This is a genomic window from Micromonospora sp. CNZ303 (assembly GCF_004345505.1).
Genome location: NZ_SLVT01000010.1, coordinates 197169 through 222861, shown reverse-complemented (window position 1 = coordinate 222861; position 25693 = coordinate 197169). Strand labels below are relative to the sequence as shown.

The window sequence follows — 25693 nt, the reverse complement described above, 5'->3', positions numbered from 1 at the left end:
AACATGCTCGTTCACTTGGGTCCCGCCCGCCACGGCCGGCAGGCCTGACCACCGTCGTCCCGCAGTAGCCGCACCAGACGTCCGCCGAGATGGGGGGTACCTGCAAGCGGCGGACCCGGCCGGCGCGAGCCCCCCACCCGCCAGGGGACTCGCGCCGGCCGGCCCGCTGTCTCCGACCTGTGCGCACGGGTGGCAGGGGAGAGCCGGTCTGGCGTTCGCCGCGGCAGCCGACGACGTGCGGCGATTGCCGATCGCGCGGTGGCTGCGGGCGGCAGGCGCTGTCGTTCGTGGAGCGTCAACGGTGCTCGAGGTGGCTGAGCGGGCTGGTCAGCGATCCCGAGCGGCCGGCGCGGACGGCGATCGGGTCCCGACGGCCCGGTTGCGATTCAGGCGGTTGATGCCGCACCCACCGCCTGACGTTGCTTGCCCGCCACGGGTCGAAGGCCGGGGGACCGGCCGCCCTTCGACCCCAGTTTGCGCCGGTTGGCGTCCTGGTCGGCCCTGGACGGGATGGCCGCGGCGATCCCGCGTCGACGCAGGTAGCGGCGGTTGGCCCGAGACGTGCACGCCTTGTCCGCCAAACCGGGTCCGGGCGGGTGCGGGGCCGATCGAGCCCGCTCACTCCTCACCGCGGACTCCGGCCACGCCCTACGCCGCGCCGGTCGGTCGCCGGTGGTCATCCGCCGCAACTCGGCCCACGGTGCTCTCCCGTGCCACGAGTCGGTGCGGCGCGCGCAGCTCCATGCCGGGCAGTGGCGTGCGGCTGGCGATACGTAGCAGCAGCCGCTCGACCGCGGTCGTCGCGATCACCTGCTTGTCGGGGGAGATCGTGCTCACCGGCGGGTTCGAGTAGGCGCCGTCCTCGATGTCGTCGTAGCCGATCACGGCGACGTCCTCGGGCACCCGCAAGCCGCGCGAGGCGAGTACGTGCATCGCGCCCAGCGCCACGAGGTCGCTGTAACAGAACACGGCGTCCGGCGGCTCCGGCAGGTCGAGCAGGTGCCGCATCGCTCCCGCGCCGTCGAACCGGTTGAACCTCGGGGTCGCGATGATGAGCTCCTCGTGCACGGCCAGGCCGCGGCGCTCGTGCGCCTCGCAGAACCCGCGCGTCCGCAGCTGCGCGGCCTCACCCGTGGGATAGGGCTGGTCCCCGATTGCGGCGAGGCGCATGCGGCCGAGGTCCAGCAGGTGCTCGGTGGCCTCCCGGGACGCCGCGACATCGTCGATGCCGACGTGGTCGAACGTCCCCTGGCTGACCCGCTCGCCGAGGATCACCAGCGGAAGGCTGGGATCGTGGTCGGCCAGCGCCTGCTGGTCGAGGCCGAGGGGACTGAAGATGACGCCGTCGAAGAGCAGCCGGCTGCGGCCGTGACGGATGAACATCCGCTCGTGGTCGGGGTCGCCGTCGGTCTGGTCGATGAGCACGTTGTACCCCTGCACCCGGGCGGCGCGGATGATTACCTGCAGCAGCTCCGAGAAGTATGGCGTGTCGAGGTACGGCACGACGACGGCGATCTGCCCGGAGCGGCCCTGCGCGAGGTTGCGGGCCAGGACGTTGGGCCGGTAACCGAGCTGCTCGACGGCCTGCATCACCCGTGCCCGCGTGCGCTCGGTGACGTTGGCGTAACCATTGACCACGTTGGACACCGTCCGGCTGGAGACCCCAGCCAGCTCAGCGACCTCCCGTAGGGTGACAACCCGCCGCATTCCGGCCTACCTTTCCGATGCCGAAGGCCGACGCGAGTTTCCGGCAGGTTACCTCTTGCCGTCCATCGATGGTCCGGGCATGCTGTCTTTGCAGCGCTGCAAAGACGATATCAGGACGTGCTGCGAGCGCGCGGGGGTGCGGGGGCGCGGGGCGTGCGGGTGTCAGTAGGACATGCGAAGCCGCGCCCCTCGCGGCCGGCCACGGTGTGCCAGCACCGCGACCGGCCTCTGTGACACACGCATCGGCTGCCGCAGCAGTCGATCTCCGATGGAGGAGTCCAGTGAGTGCCAGGAGTTTCAGTCTAGGACGCAGGCCGTTGGCCATGGCGGCGGCGGTCATCACCGCCCTGCTGCTGGCGGGGTGCAGTTCGGGCAGTGGTGACAAGCAGGAGGGCCCGGTCACGATCAAGGTGTGGGCGTGGTATCCGGCCTTCCAGGGCGTCGTCGACCTGTTCAACCGCACACACACCGACATCAAGATCGAGTGGACCAACGCGGGGACCGGTCAGGACCAGTACACGAAGCTGCAGACCGCGCTGAAGGCCGGCAAGGGCGCGCCCGACGTGGTGATGCTCGAGTTCCAGGAGCTGCCGACCTTCCAGCTCACCAAGCATCTCGTCGACATGAGCAAGTACGGGGCGAACGACCTCAAGGGCAACTACGTCGACTGGGCCTGGAAGCAGGTCAGCAACGGCGACGCCGTCCATGCGATCCCGGTCGACGCCGGACCGATGGCGATGCTGTACCGGCAGGACATCTTCGAGCAGTACGGGCTGACCGTGCCGAAGACCTGGGCGGACTTCAAGGAGCAGGCACAGAAACTGAAGACGGCGGCGCCGGACAAGTTCATGACCGACTTCGGGGCGAACGACGGCGGCTTCATGACTGGACTCATGTGGCAGGCCGGCGCGCGGCCGTTCAACTACGACATCGCGAATCCGCAGAATATTGGTGTTAGCGCTAACAGTGAGCCCGCGAAGAAGGTGATGGCCTATTGGGAGGGCATGGTCGACGCCGGCCTCGCCGACACCACCGCCTACGGAACGACGGACTTCTACAACGGGCTGGGCAGCGGGAAGTATGCCACCTACCTGGCCGCGGGATGGGGGCCTGGCTATCTGGCGAGTGTGGCCAAGACGACGGCCGGCAAATGGCGGGCGGCGCCGCTGCCCCAGTGGACCGCGGGAGAGGACGCCCAGGGCGACTGGGGCGGCTCATCGTTCGCGGTGACCGACCAGACGAAGCACCCCGAGCAGGCCACCAAGGTCGCCATGGAGATCTTCGGAGCGAACAAGGACGCCTGGAAGATCGGCATCGACGAAGCGTTCCTGTTCCCGACCGCCACGCCGATCCTGGACTGGGACTACTTCCGCAACAAGGAGTACGAGTTCTTTGGCGGCCAGAAGGTCAACGAGGTCTTCGTGCCGGCCTACAACGGCATTGAGGAGTTCGCGTGGAGCCCCTTCAACAGCTACAGCTTCAACCAACTGACCACTGCGGTGGGCCAGGCGGTGGAGAAGAAGACATCCTGGCCGGACGCGCTTGACACCGTCCAGCAGAACGTCGCCACGTACGCGTCGAACCAGGGCTTCAAGGTCTCGCCATGACCTGGACCCGACCTGTCCCCGCAGCCGCCACTCCGGCGGCCGCGGGGCCCGGCGCGCGCGACGGCGGTCGGCGGTCCGTGCCCGACCGCCGACGGTTCGACCGCCAGGCCGCTGTCGGATGGTTCTTCGTCGCGCCGTTCGCGGTCCTGCTCGTCGCGTTCCTGCTGCTGCCGATGGGGTACGCCCTCAAGCTCAGCCTGTACCGCTCCACCCTGGTGGAGGGCGAGGTGTTCGCGGCGTTCGACAACTACCGCCAGGCCTTCGGCGATCCCGAATTCCGCTCGGGTGCGGTGCGGGTGCTCGTCTTCGGACTCGTGCAGACGCCCTTGATGATCGGCATCGCCCTCGTGCTGGCCCTGCTGGTCGACGGTGTCGGCTCGCGTTTCGCGCGGACGCTGCGGCTGGCGGCCTTCGTCCCGTACGCGGTGCCGGTGGTCATCGGTACGCTGATGTGGGGTTTCCTGTACAGCGAGAACACCGGCCCGTTCCGATTCACCGGAATCGACTTCCTGGGCGGTGACACCGTCCTGGCCTCGTTGGGCAACCTCGTCACCTGGCAGTGGGCCGGCTACAACATGATCGTGCTGTACGCCGCGCTCCAGGGCGTACCGCGTGAGGTCTACGAGTCCGCCAAGATCGACGGCGCGGGGGCGGTGCAGATCGCGTTGCGGATCAAGACGCCGATGATCTCCGCGGCCCTGGTGTTGTGCACCGTCTTCACGATCGTCGGCACCCTCCAGTTCTTCACCGAGCCGCTCATCCTGCAGCCGCTCAACCCGGGAGCGATCACCAACAGCTACACACCCAACGTCTACGCCTACCAACAGGCGTTCTCCTACCAGCAGTACAACTACTCGGCGGCGATCTCCTTCCTGCTCGGCGCAGCGGTCTTCGTCGGTTCGTACGCCTTCCTGGTGGCCACGCGAAAGAGGAGCTCGCTGCGATGAGTACTCCGACTGCCGAGGCCACCCGGCCGGCGCGGCGCAGCGGCGGGGGCGGCATCGTCGCACACGCGGTGATGGCGCTGTTCGTCATCTACTTCCTGCTGCCGTTCTGGTGGCTGCTGGTGGCAGCGACCAAGGACAACGACGGGCTGTTCGGCTCGGACCCGCTCTGGTTCGCCGACCTGCACCTGTTCGGCAACCTCCGACTGCTGTTCACCCAGGACGACGGCCTCTACCTGCGGTGGCTGGGCAACTCGACCCTGTACGCCGTCACCAGCGGCATCGGAGCCACCGTGATCGCCGCCCTGGCCGGCTACGCCTTCGCCAAACTGCGCTTTCCCGGCCGCAACGCGCTGTTCGCGCTGCTGCTCGGCCTCATCATGGTGCCGGCGACGGCCCTGGTCCTGCCGACGTACCTGTTGATGGCCGAGGCCGGGCTCATCGACTCGGTGTGGGCGGTGATCCTGCCCTCGTTGCTCAATCCGTTCGGGGTGTACCTGCTGCGGGTCTACGTCTACGACTCGGTACCCGACGAGATGCTCGAGGCCGCCCGGATCGACGGCGCGGGGGAGTTCCGGGTCTTTCTCAGCGTCGCGCTGCCCGCCATGCGGCCGGCGCTGGTCACCGTTCTGCTGTTCAGCATGGTGGCCAGCTGGAACAACTTCTTCCTGCCGTTGGTGATGCTCAGCGACCAGAACCTCTATCCGCTCACCGTCGGCCTGCGGTCCTGGTACCAGTCGGCGACCATCGGCAACGGTGGCCCCGCCCTGTTCAACGTCATCGTCATCGGCTCGCTGGTGGCCATCGTCCCGCTGATCGTCGCGTTCCTGCTGCTGCAACGGTACTGGCGTGGCGGCCTGACCATCGGCGCCCTGAAGTGATCCCGTCGACTGCGGGCGCCGGCGGCACGACCACCAATCCGAGAGGGACAGCCATGCACATCGCTCACGTCACGCTTGACCCCGCCGCAGTGGTGGCCCCGGTCAACCGCCGCACCTTCGGCACCTTCGTCGAGCACATGGGGCGGTGCGTCTACACCGGCCTCTACGAACCCGGCCACCCGTCCGCCGACGAGGACGGGTTCCGCACCGACGTGCTGGCCCTGACCCGCGAACTCGGTGTCACGATGGTCCGCTACCCGGGCGGGAACTTCGTCTCCGGATACCGGTGGGAGGACGGCATCGGCCCGAGGGACCGGCGTCCGCGCCGTCGGGACCTCGCCTGGCGCAGCATAGAGACCAACGAGGTGGGCATCGACGAGTTCGCGCGATGGGCCGCCAAGGCCGACGTCGAGATCATGTACGCGGTGAACCTGGGCACCAGGGGCGTGCAGGAGGCCCTTGACGTCCACGAGTACGTCAACCAGAGCGCCGGCACCCACCTGGCGGATCTGCGCCGGGCAAACGGCGCGGAGAAACCCTACGGCATCCGGATGTGGTGCCTGGGCAACGAGCTCGACGGTCCATGGCAGCTCGGGCACAAGACCGCCGATGCGTACGGGCAACTCGCCTCGGCCACCGCCCGGGCTCTGCGCGCGGCCGAACCGGGCCTGGAACTGATCGCCTGTGGCAGTTCCAGCTCCAGCATGCCGACGTTCGGCGCCTGGGAAGCCACCGTCCTGGAACACACCTACGACCTGGTGGACTACGTCTCCTGCCACGCCTACTACGAGGAACACGACGGCGACATCGGGTCCTTTCTCGCCTGCGCCACCGACATGGACCACTTCGTCGACAGCATCGTCGCCACCGCCGACAGCATCGGTGCCCGGCTGCGTAGCAAGAAGAAGATCCAGCTCTCCTTCGACGAGTGGAACGTCTGGTACCTCTCCCGCTACCAGAACCAGCCGCACACCTACGACTGGCAGGTCGCCCCACCGGTGATCGAGGATGAGTACAACGTCGTCGATGCCGTCGTCGTCGGCAACCTGCTCATCTCCCTGCTGCGCCACAGCGACCGGGTCACCGCGGCATGCCAGGCTCAGTTGGTCAACGTGATCGCCCCGATCCGCACCGAACCGGATGGGCCCGCCTGGCGGCAGACCATCTTCCATCCGTTCGCCCGCACGGCGGCGCTGGCCCGGGGCGACGTGCTGCGGACGGTGGTCGACGGCCCGACATACCAGACGACCCGCTACGGAGAAGCGCCGGTGGTCGACGCGGTCGCGACCCACGACGCGGCGACAGGCGAGGTGGCGGTCTTCGTCGTCAACCGCGACCAGACCGTACCGGTCGAGCTGACCATCGATCTGAGTCGCTTCGGCCTCGTGGTGCGGACCGTGGAGGCGTCGACTCTGTCCGACGACGACGTTCGTGCGACCAACACTGTGGATCACCAGGAGCGGGTCGTCCTGCGACCCAATCGGCAGCTCTCGGCCGACGCCAGCGGCGTTCAGGTCGTGTTGCCGCCGGTGTCGTGGACGGCCGTGCGGCTGTCCGTGGAACCGACCCACTGACCGCTCCCCGGCACGGCTGAGACTTCGCTTCGGTCGGCGTGGCCGCCGAGGCGAAGTCCAGTCGGGTGTGCACCGATGGTGCCGAAGAGTGTCCCGCCCTCTCGACGAGCCGTGCACAACCCTCCAGGAAACGCTTTAACGGTGGCCGGGCGGTGCCGCGCTACGCAATTCCACGCTCGCTCAAAGTAGTCGATGTGGATCAACTTTGCTTACTTGACAGCCATCGATGTTAACGCGAACATTGAGTTTGTAACGCGGATGTAATGCCGCTGTCACGTCCCTCGGCAAGTGCCTGCTTCGCGTACGAGACGGTCGCTGTGGTGGGCGCCGTCGTCGAAATGTCGACGACCGCCCGCGCGTCGTCATGGCGACGTCCTTCGCCGGGAGCGAGGGCTCGGCGTCCGGGCGGTCCAGACAATCGAAGGAGTTTTCGATGGTGAGTGTGGATCTAGTGCCGCGGGTGGGTGCGCGGCGGCGTGGGTGGCGGGTGGGGTTGGCCGCGGGTGCGGCGGTGTTGGTGGCGGGTGCGGGGGTGGTGTTCGGGGTGCCGTCGGCGTCGGCGGCGACGGTGGATACGTCGGCGTCGTACGTGTTCGTGAACCGGCACAGTGGTAAGGCGATGGATGTCTATGACTGGTCGACGGCGGAGAACGCGCCGGTGAACCAGTGGACACGTAACGATCTTGCGGTGCAGCAGTGGCAGTTCGTCGATGCCGGTGGTGGGTACTACAAGGTGCGGTCGCGGCACAGCGGGAAGGTGCTGGAGTTGCCGAGTGCCACGGATGGCACTCAGTTGGTGCAGACCAGCGACCGGGGGTCGGCCACGCAGCAGTTCCGGTTGCTGGACTCCGCGGGTGGGTTCGTGCGGTTCGTCAACCGGCAGTCGAGCAAGGCCATCGATGTGTGGGAGTGGTCGACGGCTGACGGTGGCCGGTTGGCCGGTTATTCCGACGTGGACGGGGCCAACCAGCAGTGGCAGTTGGTGCGACTGGGCGGCGGAACACCCACCACCCCACCGGGCGGCAGCCGGACGTTCACGAACCCGATCAAGCGCAACGGCCCCGACCCGTGGCTCCAGGTGCACAACGGGGTTTACTACCTGGCCACGACGACGTGGAACTCGACGATCACCATGCGTCGGTCCACCACGCTCGCCGGACTGGCCACCGCCCAGGATCAGGTGATCTTCAACCTGGCCGGACGGCCCAACGGCTGCTGCAACATGTGGGCGCCGGAGTTCCACCTGATCAATGGTCCGAACGGACCGCGGTGGTACTTCTACTACACCGCCGGGCAGAACGTGCCCGACTTCAACCCCACCCAACGACTGCACGTGCTGGAAAGCGCCGGCACCGACCCGATGGGCCCGTACACGTTCAAGGCCGATCTGGGCAGCGACTGGCAGCTCGACGCGAGCATCATGACGGTCAACAACCGGCTCTACCTGATGGGTACGTACAACCCCGGTGGCAGCTACGGGCAGAGCCTGTTCATCACGCCGATGAGCAACCCATGGACGCTCAGCGGCAGCCGAGTTCGGTTGAGCTCCCCGACGTTGGCCTGGGAGCGGCAGACCCATCCGGTCAACGAGGGTCCGGAACCGCTGTACCGCAACGGGCGCACGATGATCGTCTACTCGGCGAGCGCCTGCTGGGGACCGGACTACAAGCTCGGTCTGCTCACCTTCACCGGCAGCGACCCCCTCAACCCGGCGCACTGGACCAAGGCGCCGAACCCGGTCTTCCAGCGCAGTGACGCCAACGGTGTCTACGCCCCGGGGCACAACGGGTTCTTCACGTCACCCGACGGCACCGAGAGCTGGATCGTCTACCACGCCAACGACTCGGCCGGCGGCGGCTGCGACATGAACCGGTCCACCCGAGCCCAGAAGTTCACCTGGAACGCCGACGGCACCCCCAACTTCGGCACCCCTGCCCGGCTCGGGGTCACCCTGACCGCTCCCTCCGGGGAGTGAACCCGCCCCGTCCGTGCGGCGCGGCCGTTCGCACCTCGCGCCTTGCCCCCATTCGGGGCCGGAAAGGAGTACCCGATGGTTTCCCGACGCACCCTGCTGGCCGCCGGAGCGTCCGCGGCGATGGCCGCCGGCGCCGGCGCCCTGTCTCACGGCGCCGCACCGGCCCGGGCCGCCCTGGCCTTCGGCGGCTACGTCATGGGCTACTTCACCGAGTCGCCGTCGTCGGTGGCCAACAACTACGGCCTGCACCTGGCTATCGGCACCGACGGGCTCACCTGGACGCCGCTGAACCAGAACAACCCGGTCGTCACCCCCACCGCCGGCACCGGCGGCCTGCGCGACCCGTTCATCATGCGCAAGCAGGACAACACCTTCGTCGTGCTCGCCACCGACCTCAAGGGCACGGACTTCACGCAGCAGAACCAGTACATCCACATCTGGGACTCTCCCGACCTGCGCAGCTTCACCGGCTACCGCCGGGTGCGCATGCACACGATGCCCACCCACACCTGGGCGCCGGAGGCGTTCTGGGACGCCTCGCGGGGGCAGTACGGCATCCTGTACTCCGCCAGGAACAACAACCGGGACTCCTTCTACGTCAACTACACCACCGACTTCCGTACGGTCAGCGCCCACCAGCTGTACTTCGACCCGGGATTCGACGTGCTGGACGCCACCATGCACGTCGGGAGCGGGGCGAACTACCTGTACTACAAGAGCTTCGCCGACGGCCGGCTCTACGGCGCCCGGTCCAGCAGCCTCGCCCCGCGCAGCTTCGACCGTGGTAAAGGCCAACGACCGAAACGAATGGTTCCTCTGGGGCGACTCGTTCTCCCCGAACAACGGCGAACTCTACGTCTGGCGCAGCGGAGACATCAACAGCAACAGTTGGAACCCGCTCGGCAAGGAACGCTACACCCAGCCGCTGAACGCCAAGCACCCCACCATCGCACCCATCACCGCCGCCGAGCACGCGGCGATGCTGTCCCATTGGGGCGCACCGAACTGGAACCGGATCAAGTCGTACAATTTCCCCGACCATCTGATCCGCCACGCCAGCAACGCGGCGCGGATCGACCCCTACCCGTTCGACCCCTACGCCGACGCCCAATGGCGCCTGCGACCCGGACTGGCGAATTCCTCGGGTGTGTCGTTCGAATCGGTCAACTACCCCGGCCAGTACCTGCGGCACAGCAACTACGTCCTGATCCTGGCCAGCAACGACGGATCGTCCGGCTTCGCCGCCGACGCCACCTTCCATCGGACCGCCGGCCTCGCCGACGGCGGATGGTCCTCGTTCCGCTCGCACAACTTCAGCAACTACTACCTGCGCCATGCCAACTACGTCCTGCGCATCGACCCGCTCAGCGCGTCCTCGAGCGCGATGGATCGGGCCGACGCCACGTTCCAGATCGGGCACTGAACGGCTGAGCCGGATCCAGCGAAGACCGCGACCAATTTCCCGAGCCGGCAGGCTGTCCAGCCGCACGTCGCATACGGGCTCGCGCCCTATCAGATCGGCCAGGCGATTCTTTGCGACGCCTCTTGTCAGAAGGAGTTTTCGATGGTGAGTGTGGATCTAGTGCCGCGGGTGGGTGCGCGGCGGCGTGGGTGGCGGGTGGGGTTGGCCGCGGGTGCGGCGGTGTTGGTGGCGGGTGCGGGGGTGGTGTTCGGGGTGCCGTCGGCGTCGGCGGCGACGGTGGATACGTCGGCGTCGTACGTGTTCGTGAACCGGCACAGTGGTAAGGCGATGGATGTCTATGACTGGTCGACGGCGGAGAACGCGCCGGTGAACCAGTGGACACGTAACGATCTTGCGGTGCAGCAGTGGCAGTTCGTCGATGCCGGTGGTGGGTACTACAAGGTGCGGTCGCGGCACAGCGGGAAGGTGCTGGAGTTGCCGAGTGCCACTGATGGCACTCAGTTGGTGCAGACCAGCGACCGGGGGTCGGCGACGCAGCAGTTCCGGTTGCTGGATTCCGCGGGTGGGTTCGTGCGGTTCGTGAACCGGCAGTCGAGCAAGGTCATCGATGTGTGGGAGTGGTCGACGGCTGACGGTGGCCGGTTGGCCGGTTATTCCGACGTGGACGGGGCCAACCAGCAGTGGCAGTTGGTGCGACTGGGCGGCGGAACACCCACCACACCGCCTCCACCGACGGGTAACCCGCCAGCGTCCTACCCGCAGCCCATCAGGGTTTCGGGAGACATCGGTGTCCACGACCCGACCGTGGTCAAGCGGCCCGACGGCACCTACCTGCTCGCGCACACCGGCAACGACATCGCGCTGAAGACCTCGACCGACCGGGTCACCTACCGCAACGCCGGCGCCGTCTTTCCCGGTGGCGCGCCGTGGACCACCACGTACACCGGTGGCGCCCGCAACCTGTGGGCGCCGGACCTGTCGTACCACAATGGCCGCTACCACCTGTACTACTCGGCATCGACCTTCGGCTCCAACCGCTCGGCGATCTTCCTGGCCACCAGCACCACCGGCGCTTCCGGAAGCTGGACCAACGAGGGCCTCGTCATCGAGTCGCGGACGTCGGACAACTTCAACGCGATCGACCCGAACCTCACGGTCGACGACCAGGGCCGCTGGTGGCTGAGCTTCGGCTCGTTCTGGTCCGGAATCAAGACGATCCAGCTCGACCCGGCCACCGGACGTCGGCTCGGCACCTCGATGCAGGGCCTCGCCGCCTATGGTCCCGGCATCGAGGCACCAGTCGTGGTCAAGCGCGGTGCGTGGTACTACCTGTACGTCTCGTTCGATCGCTGCTGCCAGGGTGCCAGCAGCACGTACCGCGTCATGGTGGGCCGGTCGGCAAGCCCGACCGGACCGTTCGTCGACCGCGCCGGTCGGGACATGCTCTCCGGCGGGGGCACTCAGATCCTCGCCTCGCACGGCAGTGTCCACGGCCCCGGCCACCAGGCGTTCCTCGCAGACTCTGACGGCGACTACCTGTTCTACCACTACTACGCCGACAACGGCGCGTCGCTGCTCGGCATCAACCGCATCGGCTACGACGCCGCTGCCTGGCCCTACGTGTACTGATCCGGCTGATTCCGGTGGGCGGGCCCGCGCCTGCCCACCGGGATGCTCCGCACCCTCGAACCCGCACTCGGGTCACGCGGAGCTGGATGGCCCTCACGCTCACCTCCGCTGACCGCCGATCTCGCCAACCGGGAGGGCACATGCTGCATCAGCACCCGATCCGTCCAGTCAACCCCCGGGCAGTCAGCCCGGGGTCCACCGCCCGCCACACCCGCTGGCGCCTGCGGTCGGTCCTGGCCGCGGTGCTCGCGATTCTCGCCGTGTCGGCCGGCCTTCCGGCGGCTGGGCCGGCGCACGCCGCGCCGTCGGTGAACTACACCAACCCGCTGGCAGCCCAGCGGGCCGACCCGCACATCGTCAAGCACACCGACGGCTACTACTACATGACCGCGACCGTGCCGCAGTACGACCGGATCGTGCTGCGCCGGGCCACCACGTTGCAGGGGCTGGCCACCGCCACGGAGACGACGATCTGGCGCCGGCACGCCAGCGGGGAGATGGGGGCTCACATCTGGGCGCCGGAGATCCACTTCATCAACAACAGGTGGTACGTCTACTTCGCCGCGGGCCGGACCGACGACGTGTGGCGGATCCGGATGTACGTGCTGGAGAACGCGAACGCGAACCCGCTGGCCGGCACGTGGACCGAGCGCGGCCGGATCACGACCCCGTGGGACACGTTCAGCCTGGACGCCTCGACCTTCGTGGCGAACGGGGTGCGTTACCTGACCTGGGCGCAGCAGGAGCCCGGCATCTCCACCAACTCCAACGTCTACCTCGCCCGGATGGGCGCCAACCCGTGGCAGATCACGGGCACGGTGACCCGGCTCGTGGTGCCGACGTACGACTGGGAGACCCGCGGGTTCCGGGTGGCCGAGGGACCGGCGGTGATCCAGCGCAACGGTCGGATCTTCCTGACCTACTCGGCCAGCGCCACGGACGCGAACTACTGCCTCGGCATGTTGAGCGCCTCCGCCTCCGCCAACCTGCTCGACGCCGCCTCCTGGAGCAAGAGCCCGACCCCGGTGTTCGCCAGCAACGCGGCCACCGGCCAGTACGGTCCCGGCCACAACTCGTTCACCGTCTCGGAGGACGGGCAGAGCGACATCCTGGTCTACCACGACCGCAACTACCGGGACATCGTGGGCGATCCGCTCAACGATCCGAACCGGCGGACCAGGATCCAGAAGCTGTACTGGAACGCCGACGGCACCCCGAACCTCGGCATCCCGGTGCCCGACGGGGCCACGCCGGTCCGGCTGCGCTCGCACGACCTGACCGCCAGCTACGTCCGGCACTACGACTACCGGGCCCGCGTCGAGCCGAACGTGACCAGCCTGGCCGACTCGCAGTTCCGCATCGTCGCCGGCCTCGCCGGCGCCGGATCCGTGTCGCTGGAATCGACCAACTTCCCGGGCTACTACCTACGCCACCGCGACTTCGCCCTGTACGTCGAACGGGACGACGGCTCGACGCTGTTCGACGGCGACGCAAGCTTCCAACGACGGGCCGGCCTGGCCGACGGCGCGGGACTCTCGCTGGAGTCGCAGAACTTCCCGGGCCGGTACGTACGCCACCGCGGCGGACTGCTCCACGTGGAAGCGGTGAGTTCGAGCGCCGAGCGCGCCTCCGCCACCTTCCACCTGGAATAGCCAGCCGCCCACCCGGATCAGCGACCCACCGGCTCAGGTGACCCGATTCTCGGCCACCTCGGTGTTCCTGCCCCGAGCCCTTCCGACCAGTCCAGGAGGAACGATGCCCCTGAAAGCCATGAGAAGACCGTTCAGCGGCGGATCGATCCGCCGCGGCCGGCGTAGCGGCCTGGCGCTGGCCATGATCACCGCGCTGGCCGGCGCGGCCGGTGTCGCCGTGGTCAGCGCACCGCCGGCACAGGCGGCGACAATCGACACCAGCGCCTACTACGTGCTGGTCAACCGACACAGCGGCAAGGTTCTCGATGTCGCCGACACGTCGACCGCCGACGCCGCACCCATCCAGCAGTGGTCCCGCAACGACGGCGCCTGGCAGCAGTTCCGGTTCGTCAGTTCCGGCAGCGGCTACTACCGGTTGCAGGCCCGGCACAGCGGCAAGGTTGTCGATCTGTGGGAGTGGAACACCGCTGACGGCGCGGAGTACCGGCAGTGGCCCGATCTCAACGCGACCAACCAGCAGTTCCAGGTGCTCGACTCGGACAGCGGGTACGTCCGTCTGGTCAACCGGCACTCCAACAAGGCCATGGAGGTGTGGGAATGGTCCACCGCCGACGGCGGACGGATCTCCCAGTACGCCGACCTCAACGGATGGAACCAGCAGTGGCAGATGGTTCCCATCGGTGGCAATCCTGGAACGCCACAGACCGGCCTGGTCGGTTGGGCCACCCAGAACGGTGGCACCACCGGCGGCGGTAGCGCCGCGACCACCACGGTGACCACGGCGGCCGCTCTCTCCAGCGCGCTCGGCTCGTCCAGCGCCGCGGTCATCCGCGTGTCCGGCACGATCTCCTGCTTCGGCATGCTGCGGGTCAGGTCCAACAAGACGATTCTCGGCAACGCCGGAGCGACCATCTCCGGCTGCGGTCTCACCGTCAACGGCGACCGCAACGTCATCATCCGCAACCTGAACTTCCGCAACTGGAGCGACGACGCGATCAACGTCGAGCAGTCGGCCACCAACATCTGGGTCGACCACAACAGCTTCACCGGCGGCTACGACGGCGCAGTCGACGTCAAGCGCGGCTCCGACTTCGTCACCGTCTCCTGGAACCGGGTCTACGGTCATGACAAGTCGATGCTGCTGGGCCACAGTGACAGCAACGCCAGCCAGGATGTCGGACGCCTCCGGGTCACCTACCACCACAACTGGTTCGACGGCTCCAACCAGCGCCACCCACGGGTCCGCTTCGGCAACCCGGTCCACGTCTACAACAACCTGTACAGCAACGTCGGCGGTTATGGCGTCGCATCGACGATGAATGCCGGGGTGCTCGTCGAGGGCAACTACTTCGAGAACACGGCCGATCCCTACCATCTGGGCGAGGGCTCGTCCGGTCCCGGTTCCCTGGTCGCCCGCAACAACTGCTTCGTCAACTCGGGTGGCGGGCAGACCGGCGGCAGCGTTGCCACCATCCCGTACCCGTACCAGCTCGACACCGCCTGCAACGTGAAGTCCATCGTCACGGCGGGCGCCGGGGCCGGTCGGATCAGCGTCTGATCTGGCGCCGCTTCGAACGATCACGGCACCGCAGGGGCCGGGCCGTTCCGGTATCTCCGGAGGGTCCGGCCCTGCCGTTGGTCACGGGGAAGGGGCGCACGCCCGGGACCGGGTCCTGGCGCTGCTGGTGGTGGCAGGCTCGATGGGCTCGTCCACACAGGCCCGGTCGGCGCCAACGCCAGAGGGAGCGGTCGGCAGGACGCCGCCGAACGCCCTGGTGGACGGCCACCGCGATGACCCGGAGTTCGGCTACCGGTTCCTGGTCGATGAGGCCCGCGCCGCCGGATAGGAGATGGTCGAGCGCACCGCGTGGCGGATCTGCTCGGGTAACGGCTGGTGGCGTGCGTTCGGCAAGCGCAAGCGTCGCGGCAGGGCGGCAAGGTCGGTCCGCCTGGTGCATGACGACCTTTGTGCAACGCGGCTTCACCGCCGACGGCCCGAACCGGTTGTGGCTGGCCGACATCACCGAGCACCACACCGCCGAGGGCAGGGTCTACCTCTGCGCGATCAAGGACGTCTGGTCCCACCGGATCGTCGGTTTTCCATCGACTCGCGGATGAAGTCCCGTCTGGCCGTCACCACCCTGGACAACGCCGCAGCCAGACGCGGTGACCTGGCTGAGTGCGTCCTGCACACGGACCCGTGGGTCTCAATTTCGGTCCAGGAAGTTTGTCCGAGCCCTACACCGCCACCACATAGCCGGATCGATGGGTGCGTCGGTGCCGCCGGCGGGAAAGCCACCGGTCAACTGGCGGAAACTGCTGACCGCCGGCCCGGCATCCCACCGCCGTACGCGCTCCGGTCGACTGACCGTCGGCCACCGGCGCCCGTCTGGGACCGTGCGGACAGCCGGAAACGCGTTCCTCCGACTGGCGTTCGCTGCGTAGGATCTCCGGCGATCAAGGGGGATGAAACGGTGGGCGATTTCCAGCAGTTCGTGGCGGATGTGGCTTCGCGTCTGTCCACGATGTCCAGGGGTGAGTTGTACGCCGTCGGCGACGGTCTCGACCGGGACTCACTCTGGCTCACCTTTCTCGATTCCTTCCCGGCCGGCACCAACCTGCGGTTCCGCGAGCGATCCGAGTACGACTGCTCGACCTGCCGCGGTTTCATCAAGCACTTCGGCAACGTCGTCGAGATCCACGACGGGCGGGTCCGTACCGTCTGGTCCGGGGTGTCGGCATCCGATCCGGTCTTCTCCGTCGTCGCCGCCGCTCTGGACGAGTTCGTTCTTTCGCTGCCGTTGTCCACCATCTTCCGGTCCACTCAGGCGCAGTACGGGACGAAGACCACCCGAACGCTGCGCGACGGCCAGGTCGAGGTGTGGCACCACCTGCACGGCCGGGTGGAGAAGCGGCATCGCATCGAGGACGTCGGCGCGGCACAGGGCAACTTTGACGCCGCGGTGCAGGTCTTCCAGCGTGGCCTGGCCGAGCTGACCCGGCACGCTCTGGACACCGTCGTCGACCTCGTCGACGACAACGCCCTCTACCGCGGCGCGGAGCATCGCCGGGCGGTGACCGAGTTCCGCTCGCTGCAGAACCGGTGGACCCAGGCGACCGACCGACGTGCCTTCGTCTTCGCCAACGCCATGAACCCGGCGGCCCGGTTCCGCAACACCGTGATCGGCACCCTCGTCCAGGATCTCTCCACGGGCGTCGACCTGGAGCAGGCGGTCCGGTCGTTCGAGGCGAAGGTGGCGCCGCAGAACTACCAGCGCCCCACGGCGTTGATCACCCCGGGCATGGTCAAGGCCGCCATGAGGACCATTGCCGAGCTGGGTATCGAGGAGTCGTTGCAGCGACGGTTCGCCCGGCTGTCCGACGTGTCGGTCACCAACGTGCTGTGGGTCGACAACGACACCCAGGCACGGATGAAGGACGGCATCGAAGGGCTGCTCATGCAGGCAGCCACCACCCGGTCGTCAGGTGCGCTCCTACGCGACGCCAAGCCGGAGGAGATTTCCGTGGTCTCCTTCATGAAGGACATCCTGCCCGGCGCCGCCACCATCGACCTGTGGGTCGCCAACACCCACGAGCCGCACCTCGTCAGCCTCACCACCGGCCGGCACCCGACTGCTCCGCGGTTGTTCAAGTGGGACAACGATTTCGGCTGGTCGTACGGCGGCAACGTCACCGACTCGATCAGGGAGAAGGTCAAGCGGGCCGGCGGCAACGTCACCGGCAAGCTGCGGGTGAGCCTGTCCTGGTTCAACCACGACGACCTGGACCTGCACGTGTACGAACCCAACGGCGACCACATCTGGTACCGGGAGAAGCGCAACAAGCTGGACGTCGACATGAACGCCAGCGGGACGCTCTCCCGCGAGCCGGTGGAGAACGTCACCTGGGCCGACCGTGTCCCCGACGGTGAGTACCGGATCGAGGTGAACCAGTACCGCAAGCGGGACAGCACCCAGGTCGGCTTCGTGATCGAGACCGAGAGCAACGGGAAGATCGAGCACTACAGCCACGAGCGCGCGGTCGGCCACAAGGAGACCGTCGAGGTGGGCCGGATGACGGTTACCGGCGGGGTGATCACCGTTTTCCGGCCGGGTAAGGACGTGCAGCCGGGCAGCGCGGGCAAGGAGTTGTGGGGCATCACCACCGAACAGTTCGTACCGGTGTCCACCATCATGTACTCGCCGAACTACTTCGACGACAACGAGGTCGGCAACCGGCACTACTTCTTCATCCTGAAGGGGTGCGTGAACGACCAGCCGACGCGGGGGATCTACAACGAGTTCCTCCGCAGCGACCTGCAACCGCACCGCAAGGTGTTCGAGGTTCTCGGCGATCGCACCAAGTGCGAGCCGTCTCCGGATCAGCTGTCCGGCCTCGGCTTCAGCTCCACGGTCCGCAGCTCTGTGGTCGCCAAGGTGACCATGACCGGCGGCCGGCGCCGCCTCATCAGCATCCAGTTCTGATTCCCTACCCAGAAATTTCAGAGAGGCTGCCGTGACCATTTTCGAGAAGGCCACCAGGGAGAAGTTCCGCTATCCGTCGGCCAAGGGACTGCTGACCACGGAACAGCTGTGGGAGCTTCCGCTGACCGCCAGGTCCGGCTTCAGCCTCGATGATGTGGCCAAGGCGGTCCACGCCGAGCTCAAGGCCGTCGACACCGAGTCGTTCGTGGCCACCGAGGCCAATCCGGCCAAGGCAACCTTGGAGACCAAGCTGGAGGTCGTCAAGCACATCATCGCCGTCCGCCTCACGGAGGACGAGGCGGCGAAGGCGGCGGCGGCCAAGAAGCTGGAGAAGGAGAAGCTGCTGGCGGTCCTGGGCCGCAAGCAGGACGCGGTCCTGGAAGACCTGACCGAGGCAGAGCTACTGGCCCGAATCAACAACCTGTAGCCCCGCCGACAATCAGCGTCTGCCAGCGGGCCGGAACCCGCGACTGTCACGCATGCCCTACCGGCCCCCGGGCGGGGCGGTGCTGCCGCGGACGGTGAGTGTCGTGGCCAGCTCCATGCCGACCTGGGTCGTCCGCTCTCCCCGGCCCAGGGCGAGCGCGAGTTCGGTGGCCGCCACCGCCATCTCGACGATCGGCTGACGCACGGTGGTCAGCGGCGGGTCGATCAGGGCGGCGATGGGCAGGTCGTCGAAGCCGACGACGCTGAGGTCGGACGGGATGCGCAGGCCGAGGTCGCGGGCGCCGCGGTAGACGCCGACCGCCTGCAGGTCGTTGCCGGCGACGACGGCCGTCGGCCGTGGTTCGCGGCTCAGCAGCGCCAGGGCGGCCTCGTGGCCGGCCTCGGTGGTCAGCGGAGCGTTGCTGATCAGTCCCGGATCGGCCGTGAGGCCGGCGGCGTCCATGGCGGCGCGGTGGCCGTCGAGCCGGGCGCGGCTGCACAGGACGTGCTCTGGCCCGGCGATGACGGCGATGCGGCGGTGGCCGAGCCGGATGAGGTGGCGGGTGGCTGATCGGCCGCCGGCCCAGTTGGTGGCGCCGACGAAGGGGACGTCGTCGGGCAGTTCGCTCGTGGGGTCGAGCACGACGAAGGGGATGCCCCTGGCACGTAGCTGGTCGCGCTGCTCGTCGGTCAACTGCGCCACCGTGATGACGCAGTCGGGGCGGCGGGCGAGGGTGTCGTCGATCCAGTAGTGGATGGCGCTGCGTTCCGGCCCGAACTCGGTCAGCACGACGCCGACGCGCTGTTCACGGGCGACCCGCTCGACCCCGCGGATGATCTCGATGCCCCACATGTGCTGCAACTCGTCGAAGACGAGCTCCATCATGTTGCTGCGGGTGGCCGGCGACGACCGGCGGTATCCGTACCGGCTGATCAGGGCCTCGACCCGCGCCCGGGTGTCGGCGGACACGCCGGACCGACCGTTGATGACCTTGGACACCGTCGGGACGGACACGCCGGCGCTCCGGGCGATGTAGGAGATCGTCACGGGCCGGGACGGATCGTCCGGCCGGTGGTCCTGGCCGGCGACCACCTCCCCTGACCTGGCGTGCGACACCCCAGCCTCCTCTCCTCGCCGGCCGGTCCGGGTCACGGCGCCAGGCTAGTGCCGGCCACGTCGAGCGGTTCGTAGTCGAACCAGTCGACATGGACGGTGCCGGAGGCGACGTACACGCCGATCACCCGGCCGGTGAATCCGCCGGCCACCTCGGTGGACAGGTATCGGCCGTCGAGTTCGGCGAGCGGGTCGAAGGTGCCGTCGGGGTGCTCGATGCCGAGTCGCAGCACGTCGGGCTCCTCGCACGGGTGCCAACTGCCGGGCGCGGAGGCGACCACGTCGACGCGGAGCTGGACCGGGCCCGGTGCCACCGGGCGGGTGGCGACGGTCGGGCGCACCGACCCCAGCCGGGCCACGACCCGCACCCGGCCGTCGCCGACCTCGATGTCGTAGTGGTGCCGCTCGTCCAGGCGTACGGCGAGCCCACCCACGCCCTCGGCCGGGTCGACCAGTGCCCGGACCCGGCAGGACAGGTGCTGCTGGCGACGGCCGACGAAGGTCACGTCCGGCTCGTCGAGCGACGCTCCGCGGGCGTGGAGGGTGAGCCAGCCCGGGCGGGTCGCCATCGACCAGCACCCGGCGGGTCGGGACCGCACCGACACCCAGCGCGGATCCAGCCGGGCGTCGTCGAAGTCGTCGCGGACGGGCGGCGCGGGCACCGGCCGGGGCGGCCACGGTGGCGCGGGCATGACCGGGCTGACGTCGCCGACCACCGGCCACCCGTCGACCCAGGTGACCGGCGCGAGGTACGTCTCCCGGCCCAGGACGTGCCATCCCGGGGTGCCACCGCCCGGCCGTACGCCCAGCAGCACCATCCACCAGGAGCCGTCGGGCGCCTGGACGAGGTCGGCGTGGCCGGTGTTCTGGATCGGCCGGTGCGTGCCGCGGTGGGTGAGGATCGGGTTGGCCGGGCAGGGCTCGAACGGCCCGTCGGGCGCGGGACCACGGGCGATGGAGACGGCGTGCCCCCGCTCGGTGCCGCCCTCGGCGATCAGCAGGTACCAGAGGCCGCCGATCCGGTACAGGTGCGGGGCCTCCGGGGCCTGCGCGCCGGGTGCGCCGGACCACGTCCGGCGCGGCGGGCCGAGCGTCCTGCCGGTGTGCGGGTCGACGCGCACCTGGTGGATGCCGGCCGTCGTGCACCAGCAGTCGCCGTTCTCGTCCCAGGCCAGGTCCGGGTCGATGCCGGCGACGTCGGACAGCCGCACCGGCTCCGACCACGGCCCGGCGGCGTCCGTGGCGGTGAAGACCATGGTGCCGGCGTCGGGCGCGACGTTGGTGACGATGAGCCAGAACCGGCCGTCGTGGTGGCGCAGCGTGGGTGCGTAGACGCCGCCGGACGAGGGCATCTGCGGTGGCAGGGGGAGCTGGCTCGGCCGGTCCAGCGCGTTGCCGATCTGCTCCCAGTGCACAAGGTCGCGGCTGCGGAAGATCGGCACGCCCGGGAAGTACTCGAAGCTGGAGCAGGCGAGGAAGTAGTCCTCGCCGACGCGGCAGATGCTCGGGTCCGGGTGCATGCCGGGGATAACCGGGTTGCGGAACGTACCGTCGGCCCAGCGCGGCGGACCGGCCGCACGCTCGCGGGTGGCCGTCTCCTGCTGCGCGATACTCATGCGGCTCCCACGGGGCTTAAAGAAATTTCCTCTATCGACAGCGATAGTTGCCTGGAGAGGCTAGGAAAGCGAGCCGGTGAAGTCAACGTCGCGGGCGGTTGCGCGGACAGCATTGACGTGCGTCAAGGAGAAAGCGTGCCGTCCGGCGCGAAACTTTCGCTGCCTCGGGCGGCGGAAGGCGGGAGCAGCGCAGCGTGTGGGGGAAGGGCACCTCCGCGCCAGATCCGTCCTGCGTGCGGCCGGTGCGGCCGGCCGGCGCGCAGACCATTCCTCCTTCGAGCGCTGGAGAACCCATGCCCTCAACCGCGTGCTGGTCGCCACGGCGACCGGCGGCCGTCCCCACCACCACGACCTCACCGACCGGCTCATGAGGCTGCGAAGAACACGCCTAGGAACTGCCCCGCGTCCCACAGCATCGTGGTCAGCTTCCGGACGCGGGCGTGGTAGCCGACGGCTTCCAGGAACTTGAGAGACCGGGCCGGACTCGGTCGTGCTCATGTCGGCGGCGAGCTGACGGGTGGCAACCCCGGTGCCGGACCCCAGGGACCGACAACTCTCTCGTTGCCAAACAGGCAATTATGGCTGATCATCGCCTTGATCACTCGTCGAACGCTGGTAGCGGCTCCTTCCAGCCCTCGGGTTCGAGCTCTTCACGATGTCGGAGCCAAGGAGGAACCGGTGACCTTCACGCGCGACTTCGCACGTGCTCGTGCTGGACGATTCACTGCGGGTCCGTCGGGTCTGGTGCCTTGAAACTCAGCCGAACCGTGGCGATGAAGTGATGTTGTCGCGGCACTCGGGCGCTTCCGCCGGCTACGACTCCCGTCGACTCCATCGGCTCGAGTCCTTCCACTCCGTCGACAGCCACCTTCGACCAGGCGACCCGTTCCCGGTCGCTGTCAACTCCTGCACGCCGATTACCGCTTGCTGCGCCAGTTGGAGGCAGACCATGCCCTGCTCCTGTCAGCCTGGACGGCCGACGCCGACCCGCTCCTGCCACGGCACGCCGCACCACCTGCGCGTCGCGACCAGGGCAGGGGGCGCCTGATGGGCTCCACCGGCCCGGTGTTCCTTCCCGACCCCGCCGCGGACTATCTGAGGGCGGTCGGAGCCGGCAAGCTGCCGGCCGACCTGCCAGCCGATCACGCGGTCGCGGTGCTGGGGCCGGAACTCGCGGCGCGGACCTTCCCGCGCCCGATGTTCGTCGCGGAGCGTGAGATCGCTTCGTTCTACGCCGACTTCGAGGTATTGCTCGATGTCGTCGGCAGACTGCCCGATCTTCTCGCGGGCGGCAGCCTGGCCGCGTTCGGCGCGCTGACCGACGCGCCGGCGGTGATCCGCCCGATGCTCGTCGACACCGACCTGCCACGCCTCGTCCGGTACGGCCGTGCCGACCTGATCCACGACGGCACCGGCTTCAAGGTGATCGAGCTGGGCCTGAGCACCGCGGTCGGCGGGGTGCGGCGGGCACCTCTGGCTGCCGCGATCCTGGCCGACCCACGATTCGGTCCCTTCGCCGAGCGACACGGACTACGTCACCTCGATTCCGTCACCGGCCTGGTCGACGTGTTGGACGCGGCGGCGCCGGAGCAGGAAGCCGGCAGGCCCGGCGAGCTCAGGGAGGTGCTGATGGTCGAGGCGACCGGGGCACTCGCGGAGTGGGCCGCCGCATGGCAGCCGATGGCGGAGCGGATCGAGACGCGGCCCTTCCGGACCCGGCTGGCAGAAATCGCCGATCTGTCGAAACCCGACGGGACCATCGCCGACGGTGTCGCCGGAGTCAGCGCGATCCTGCGGCTGTTCAACCTGGAGGAACTCGCCGCCGAGCCGGAACCGGCGATCGCCTGGCGGCGGCTGCACCCCTCAGCGGACGGCACCATGCCGCCGGTGGTCACCGTACCGGCGCATGACGTGTTCAACAGCAAGTCCTGCCTTGCCCTGGTGCAGCTGCCCGCGGTGCAAAGCGCGCTGACCGAGGCCGAACGCGCTTCGTTGCGCCGGATCCTGCCCCAGGCGACCCGCATCGACGCGTCGTACGACCTGACCGGTCTGATCCGCGACCGGTCCGACAACATCCTCAAACCGACCACGCTGGCCCGGGGGGAGGGCACGGTGGCCGGCTGGACGGTCGACGACACGACTTGGCGCGCCGCGCTCACCACGGCGGCCAGGGACGGCCGGTACATCGTGCAGCGGCGGGTGGTGCCCCGGACCGAGCCGGGCTACGACGAGCAGGGCGGCACGGTGCGAGACTGGCACGCGGTGTGGGGGCTGCACTACGGACCGGCCGGGCTCACCGGTCTCACCTCCCGACTGGTCAGGGAATCGAGCACCGTCATCCGCGGCACCACCGAACGAGGCACCCTGCTCGCGCCGGTGCTCCTCAACTCCGGCTCTCAATCGCCGAGCGGTGACCGCCATGGGACAGCCACCCCTGGGAGCTGACTTCCGCCAGTGTCGGGCCGCTGGCCGAGGCGCTGTCCGACGAGGACAGGGCGGATCGACGGCGCTGCCCGGACCGGCGACCGGTTCGGCTACGACGTCACACCCGTCGGTTGCGGTAGGCACCTCCGGCGAGGTGCCAGGCGAGGGCAGTCGTGACGTCCGCCTGCGCAGCCACCGGTGGACTCAGCCGGACGTTTGTGCAGGTGGTGAGCAATTGTCGGCGTAGGACGGGTAGCCGGCCGGGCCCATGTGGTGAGCCTTTTCGCCCTGACCTTGCAGGTCGGGGCGATACGCCCCCGGTCACCTGCGCACGGTGACACCTACGCCCGCCTCGCCGCCGGATCCGCCGTCGGGGTCACCACCGCGTGGCACTACGCACAGGAAGCGGTCGTCAACAAGAAGTGATCCTTGCCACTTCATTGGTCAGCCTCTATCGTTGCCGGAAAGCGCTTTCCCATACCCGGTGCCCATGCCTGAAAGGTGAACTCAGATGAGACGCAAAGTCGCCGCGCGGTGGCTGGCCGGTGGTGCCACCGCGGTCGCAGGTGCCGTCGTCGCCCTGGCGCTGCAGATTCCCAACGCCTCTGCCGCCACGAACCTGAGCCTCGGCGCCGGCGCTGACGGCTCCAGCAAGGCCAGTGGTACCAGCTATGGCAACGTCATCGACGGCAACCCCAGCACCTACTGGTCGCCGAGCGGCTCGACCGGCACGGTTTCGGTCAAGTGGGGCGGCGCCACGACGGTGTCCTCGGCCGCCATCGTGCAGGCCTCGGGCGGCGGCGCGATCAGCGGCTGGCAGCTCAAGAACCACGACACGGGCTCCGTCCTGGCCAGCGGCAGCAGCGCCCCAGGCACCATCAACTTCTCCTCGACGTCGCTGAAGAAGATCTCCTTCGTCATCACCAGCGCGTCCGGCACCCCACGGATCGCCGAGTTCGAGACGTACTCCAGCGGCGGGTCGATCCCGACCACCAGTCCGACCAGTGGCCCCACCAGCGGTCCGACGGCCATCCCGACCAGCAACCCGGGCGCGCCGACTGGTGCGTGGCCGTCGTCGGCCGGTTCGGTGAGCATCTCGGGCACGGTCAGCGTCTCCGGCACCTTCGACGGCGGGATGAAGACGTACTGCTGCATCGGTGACGGTGGACAGGGGGAGTCGCAGGACCCGATGTTCAAGATCGCCAATGGTGGCACGCTGCAGAACGTCATCCTCGGTTCGCCCGCCGGTGACGGCGTGCACTGCGAGGGCACCTGCACACTGCGCAACGTGTGGTGGAACGACATCGGTGAGGACGCCGCCACCTTCAAGCAGACCAACGGCGGTACCTCCTACATCATCGGTGGCGGCGCGCGCAACGGCAGCGACAAGACCTTCCAGCACAACGGCAACGGCACGGTCAACATCTCCGGCTTCTACCTGAAGGGGTCCGGCAAGCTGTACCGCGCCTGTGGCAACTGCTCCACCTCGCACACCCGTCACGTGCGTATCGACAACGTCCTCGTCGACGACATCGACATGCTCGCCGGCATCAACAGCAACTGGAACGACACCGCGACGATCACTCGCGTGGTCGTGATCGGCTCGGCCACCATCTGCGGCAAGTACAAGGGTGTGCCCAAGGGCAGCGAACCCAGCTACCTCGGCGAGGGCTGGAACGACGCCAACTGCAAGGTCAACAGAAGTGACGTCACCTTCCGGTAGTCACTAGACACGTCTGTTCGCGAAGGGGCACCCGCCGCCAGGCGGGCGCCCCTTCTGTGTCCGTCGTAAGGGGTACGGGGTGCGTACGCTGCCGCGGGCTGTCCTCACGAGCGCTCGCTCCGGGCGACGCCCTCCTGTTCGGCGATGAGCTCACAGACCTCCGCGACAGTCGGCTTGCGGAAGAAGTCACGGAGCCTCAGGTCGACCTCCAGTTCGACGTTGATCCTCGTCACGACCTCAGCCGCGAGCAACGAGTGGCCACCGACGTCGAAGAAGTCGTCCGTCACCGAAACGGTCTCGATGTCGAGACACTCGGCGAACAGGGCGCACATCGACTCCTCCAGCGACTTCCGCGCAAGTTGATCCATGGGCATCAGATTCTCCAAGAGAAGTAGAAGGGACAAACTCGGACTCTGCCCCGCTGCTCGCCGCCAAGGCCACCACTCGGGCGGGCGGTCGCCGAAGAGAAACGCACTCCACCCTGTCGGCTGGTGTCATCGCCTTTCCATGCTCC

At 68.3% G+C, this 25693-nt stretch carries 18 protein-coding genes; 14 read left to right on the top strand and 4 right to left on the bottom strand.

Annotation, left to right across the window (positions count from 1 at the left end; translation table 11 throughout):
• Positions 1–648 precede the first annotated feature (648 nt).
• A complete protein-coding gene (locus EV374_RS18000) occupies positions 649–1707 on the bottom strand; it encodes a LacI family DNA-binding transcriptional regulator (protein ID WP_132236819.1) in 1059 nt (352 codons plus the stop codon).
• A gap of 323 nt (positions 1708–2030) precedes the next feature.
• Between EV374_RS18000 and EV374_RS17995 the strand changes: the two genes are divergently transcribed.
• From EV374_RS17995 to EV374_RS17940, 12 genes are all read left to right on the top strand, one after another.
• Complete coding sequence (locus tag EV374_RS17995) at positions 2031–3314, top strand: extracellular solute-binding protein (RefSeq protein WP_165947825.1); 1284 nt, start codon at positions 2031–2033, stop codon at positions 3312–3314.
• Positions 3311–4261, top strand: coding sequence for a carbohydrate ABC transporter permease (locus EV374_RS17990; protein WP_132236815.1), 951 nt, complete (start codon positions 3311–3313; stop codon positions 4259–4261). The genes EV374_RS17995 and EV374_RS17990 overlap by 4 nt, the downstream gene beginning before the upstream one ends.
• A complete protein-coding gene (locus EV374_RS17985) occupies positions 4258–5139 on the top strand; it encodes a carbohydrate ABC transporter permease (RefSeq protein ID WP_132236813.1) in 882 nt (293 codons plus the stop codon). Before EV374_RS17990 ends, EV374_RS17985 begins: the two co-directional genes overlap by 4 nt.
• 53 nt (positions 5140–5192) lie before the next feature.
• Positions 5193–6713, top strand: a complete 1521-nt coding sequence (gene arfA, locus EV374_RS17980; RefSeq protein WP_132236811.1) for an arabinosylfuranosidase ArfA — start codon at positions 5193–5195, stop codon at positions 6711–6713.
• A gap of 433 nt (positions 6714–7146) precedes the next feature.
• Positions 7147–8688: a family 43 glycosylhydrolase gene (locus EV374_RS17975; RefSeq protein ID WP_132236809.1), complete on the top strand. Its 1542-nt coding sequence runs from the start codon at positions 7147–7149 to the stop codon at positions 8686–8688.
• A gap of 781 nt (positions 8689–9469) precedes the next feature.
• Positions 9470–10111, top strand: a complete 642-nt coding sequence (locus EV374_RS33495; RefSeq protein WP_486485817.1) for an AbfB domain-containing protein — start codon at positions 9470–9472, stop codon at positions 10109–10111.
• A 141-nt stretch (positions 10112–10252) separates the two neighbouring features.
• A complete protein-coding gene (locus EV374_RS17965) occupies positions 10253–11740 on the top strand; it encodes a family 43 glycosylhydrolase (RefSeq protein WP_132236807.1) in 1488 nt (495 codons plus the stop codon).
• Between the two features lie 140 nt (positions 11741–11880).
• Positions 11881–13392: a family 43 glycosylhydrolase gene (locus tag EV374_RS17960; RefSeq protein ID WP_132236805.1), complete on the top strand. Its 1512-nt coding sequence runs from the start codon at positions 11881–11883 to the stop codon at positions 13390–13392.
• 181 nt (positions 13393–13573) lie between these two features.
• On the top strand, positions 13574–14950 hold the full coding sequence (locus EV374_RS17955) for a pectate lyase family protein (RefSeq protein WP_486485828.1): 1377 nt from the start codon (positions 13574–13576) through the stop codon (positions 14948–14950).
• A gap of 398 nt (positions 14951–15348) precedes the next feature.
• The gene (locus EV374_RS32615; protein WP_165947824.1) at positions 15349–15510 is read left to right on the top strand and encodes a hypothetical protein; all 162 of its coding nucleotides are present in this window, start codon (positions 15349–15351) and stop codon (positions 15508–15510) included.
• Positions 15511–15866: 356 nt separating this feature from the next.
• A complete protein-coding gene (locus EV374_RS17945) occupies positions 15867–17876 on the top strand; it encodes a hypothetical protein (RefSeq protein WP_132236913.1) in 2010 nt (669 codons plus the stop codon).
• A 31-nt stretch (positions 17877–17907) separates the two neighbouring features.
• Positions 17908–18303 (top strand): hypothetical protein, encoded by a 396-nt coding sequence (locus EV374_RS17940; RefSeq protein ID WP_132236801.1) that lies wholly within the window; start codon positions 17908–17910, stop codon positions 18301–18303.
• 57 nt (positions 18304–18360) lie between these two features.
• Here the strand turns inward: EV374_RS17940 and EV374_RS17935 are convergent, their stop codons facing one another.
• Positions 18361–19419, bottom strand: coding sequence for a LacI family DNA-binding transcriptional regulator (locus EV374_RS17935; protein WP_486485816.1), 1059 nt, complete (start codon positions 19417–19419; stop codon positions 18361–18363).
• A 32-nt stretch (positions 19420–19451) separates the two neighbouring features.
• The gene (locus EV374_RS17930) at positions 19452–21032 is read right to left on the bottom strand and encodes a glycoside hydrolase family 43 protein (RefSeq protein ID WP_132236799.1); all 1581 of its coding nucleotides are present in this window, start codon (positions 21030–21032) and stop codon (positions 19452–19454) included.
• A gap of 1047 nt (positions 21033–22079) precedes the next feature.
• On the opposite strand from EV374_RS17930, the gene EV374_RS17925 reads away from it, so the two are divergent.
• Both EV374_RS17925 and EV374_RS17915 read left to right on the top strand, forming a co-directional pair.
• Entirely contained in the window at positions 22080–23477 is a 1398-nt protein-coding gene (locus tag EV374_RS17925) for a hypothetical protein (RefSeq protein WP_132236797.1), read from the top strand.
• 490 nt (positions 23478–23967) lie between these two features.
• A complete protein-coding gene (locus EV374_RS17915; RefSeq protein ID WP_132236795.1) occupies positions 23968–25179 on the top strand; it encodes a pectate lyase in 1212 nt (403 codons plus the stop codon).
• 104 nt (positions 25180–25283) lie between these two features.
• On the opposite strand, the gene EV374_RS17910 is transcribed toward EV374_RS17915, so the two are convergent.
• Positions 25284–25547 carry a phosphopantetheine-binding protein gene (locus tag EV374_RS17910; RefSeq protein WP_165947823.1) on the bottom strand — a complete coding sequence of 88 codons (264 nt, stop codon included), beginning with the start codon at positions 25545–25547 and terminating at the stop codon, positions 25284–25286.
• Between the last annotated feature and the right edge of the window lie 146 nt (positions 25548–25693).

Coding starts and splice junctions, on each gene's coding strand:
- EV374_RS18000 (WP_132236819.1), bottom strand. CDS start 1,707: ATGCGGCGGGTTGTCACCCTACGGGAGGTCGCTGAGCTGGCTGGGGTC.
- EV374_RS17995 (WP_165947825.1), top strand. CDS start 2,031: ATGGCGGCGGCGGTCATCACCGCCCTGCTGCTGGCGGGGTGCAGTTCG.
- EV374_RS17990 (WP_132236815.1), top strand. CDS start 3,311: ATGACCTGGACCCGACCTGTCCCCGCAGCCGCCACTCCGGCGGCCGCG.
- EV374_RS17985 (WP_132236813.1), top strand. CDS start 4,258: ATGAGTACTCCGACTGCCGAGGCCACCCGGCCGGCGCGGCGCAGCGGC.
- arfA (WP_132236811.1), top strand. CDS start 5,193: ATGCACATCGCTCACGTCACGCTTGACCCCGCCGCAGTGGTGGCCCCG.
- EV374_RS17975 (WP_132236809.1), top strand. CDS start 7,147: ATGGTGAGTGTGGATCTAGTGCCGCGGGTGGGTGCGCGGCGGCGTGGG.
- EV374_RS17965 (WP_132236807.1), top strand. CDS start 10,253: ATGGTGAGTGTGGATCTAGTGCCGCGGGTGGGTGCGCGGCGGCGTGGG.
- EV374_RS17960 (WP_132236805.1), top strand. CDS start 11,881: ATGCTGCATCAGCACCCGATCCGTCCAGTCAACCCCCGGGCAGTCAGC.
- EV374_RS17955 (WP_486485828.1), top strand. CDS start 13,574: ATGATCACCGCGCTGGCCGGCGCGGCCGGTGTCGCCGTGGTCAGCGCA.
- EV374_RS32615 (WP_165947824.1), top strand. CDS start 15,349: ATGACGACCTTTGTGCAACGCGGCTTCACCGCCGACGGCCCGAACCGG.
- EV374_RS17930 (WP_132236799.1), bottom strand. CDS start 21,032: ATGAGTATCGCGCAGCAGGAGACGGCCACCCGCGAGCGTGCGGCCGGT.
- EV374_RS17925 (WP_132236797.1), top strand. CDS start 22,080: ATGGGCTCCACCGGCCCGGTGTTCCTTCCCGACCCCGCCGCGGACTAT.
- EV374_RS17915 (WP_132236795.1), top strand. CDS start 23,968: ATGAGACGCAAAGTCGCCGCGCGGTGGCTGGCCGGTGGTGCCACCGCG.
- EV374_RS17910 (WP_165947823.1), bottom strand. CDS start 25,547: ATGGATCAACTTGCGCGGAAGTCGCTGGAGGAGTCGATGTGCGCCCTG.